The organism is Streptomyces sp. FH025, from assembly GCF_017427025.1.
GTDB lineage: Bacteria > Actinomycetota > Actinomycetes > Streptomycetales > Streptomycetaceae > Kitasatospora.
This window is the reverse complement of record NZ_JAFLNG010001165.1, coordinates 1-1,318: the sequence shown is the minus strand read 5'-3', so window position 1 is coordinate 1,318 and position 1,318 is coordinate 1. Positions and strand designations below refer to the sequence as shown.

The window sequence follows — 1,318 nt, the reverse complement described above, 5'->3', positions numbered from 1 at the left end:
TGAGGTTCCAGTAGAGGAACGGCAGTCCGCGCCGCTTGAGGTGCCACATGTCGGTGCGCTCGCGGATGGTGTCGATCACCGGGATCGACGGGGTGGGCCGCCCGCTGTAGTCGAACTCGGCGAGCAGCATCTTGTTGCGAGCGGTGGTCAGCGGACAGGACGAGTAGCCCTGGTAGGCGGCCGTGGGCTCCCGGCCGTTGACGGTGGCGAGGAGGTTCTCCACGAGCACGGGAGCCTGCTTGCGCACCGCGGCGCCGGTCTTGGAGTTCGGGGAGGATCCGGCGTCGCCGAGGGCCCAGACGTTGGGGTAGCGGACGTGCCGCATGGTGTGCTTGTCGATCTCGACGTAGCCGGCCGGGTCGTCGGCGCCGGCGAGCGGGCTGCGCTTGATCCAGTCCGGGGCGCTCTGCGGCGGTACCAGGTGGGCGACGTCGTACGGCAGGGTCGTCGTGCCGCCGGTGCCCAGGTCGGTGACGGCCACCTCACGGGCGTCGGGGCGCACCTCGGTGACCTCGCTGCCGTAGTGGACCTTGATGCCGTACCGGCGGACCACGCCGTCGAGTACGCGGGCGAACTCCGGGACGCCGAAGATGGCGGCGCCGGGGATCACCAGGTGGACGTCGATCCGGCCGAGCACACCCGCCTGGCGCCAGTAGTCGGCGGCGAGGTAGGCGATCTTCTGCGGGGCGCCGCCGCACTTGATGGCGCCCGTGGGCATGCTGAACACCGCACTGCCCGAGCGGGTTCCGCGGATGAAGTCCCAGGTCCTGGGGGCGGTGTGCGGCAGGTAGTTGCTGGACAGGCCGTCCTTGCCGAGCCCGGCCTCCAGACCCGGCACCCGGTCCCAGTCCAGCTGGATTCCGGGGCAGACCACGAGGTGGTCGTAGGAGACGGTGCCGCCGTCGTCCAGCGTCACCTCCCGCGCCTCGGGGTCGACGGCGACCGCGGCGCGGCGTATCCACTCCACGCCCTTCGGCATGACGGACGCCTGCGGGCGGATGCTCTCCTTCAGTGGCGCCCGTCCGCCGCCGACCAGCGTCCACAGCGGCTGGTAGTAGTGGCGGTCGCTCGGATCGAGCACCGCGACGTCCCGCTCGCCGGCCCGACGGAGCCGGGCCGCGACCGAGATCCCCGCGGTCCCGCCGCCGATGATCACGATCCGGTGATGCCGATTGGTCCTCAAAGGAACCTCCCCTCGCGTAAATGTACGGACATTAAGCTAGGTCCAGCCCGCGAAAACCTGCAAGAAGACGGCTCAAAATGTCCGTACATTTGCCTCTGAGGCAAGTGCGGCGCGAAGAGGACGGCGCGGCGGGTG

Annotated in this window: 1 protein-coding gene; it reads right to left on the bottom strand. The window is 70.1% G+C overall.

What is annotated here, in order from left to right:
* Nucleotides 1-1,183, bottom strand: a 1,183-nt coding sequence (locus J0670_RS38160) for an FAD/NAD(P)-binding oxidoreductase (protein ID WP_207817356.1), incomplete at its 3' end; no start/stop codon positions are given.
* Nucleotides 1,184-1,318 lie beyond the last annotated feature (135 nt).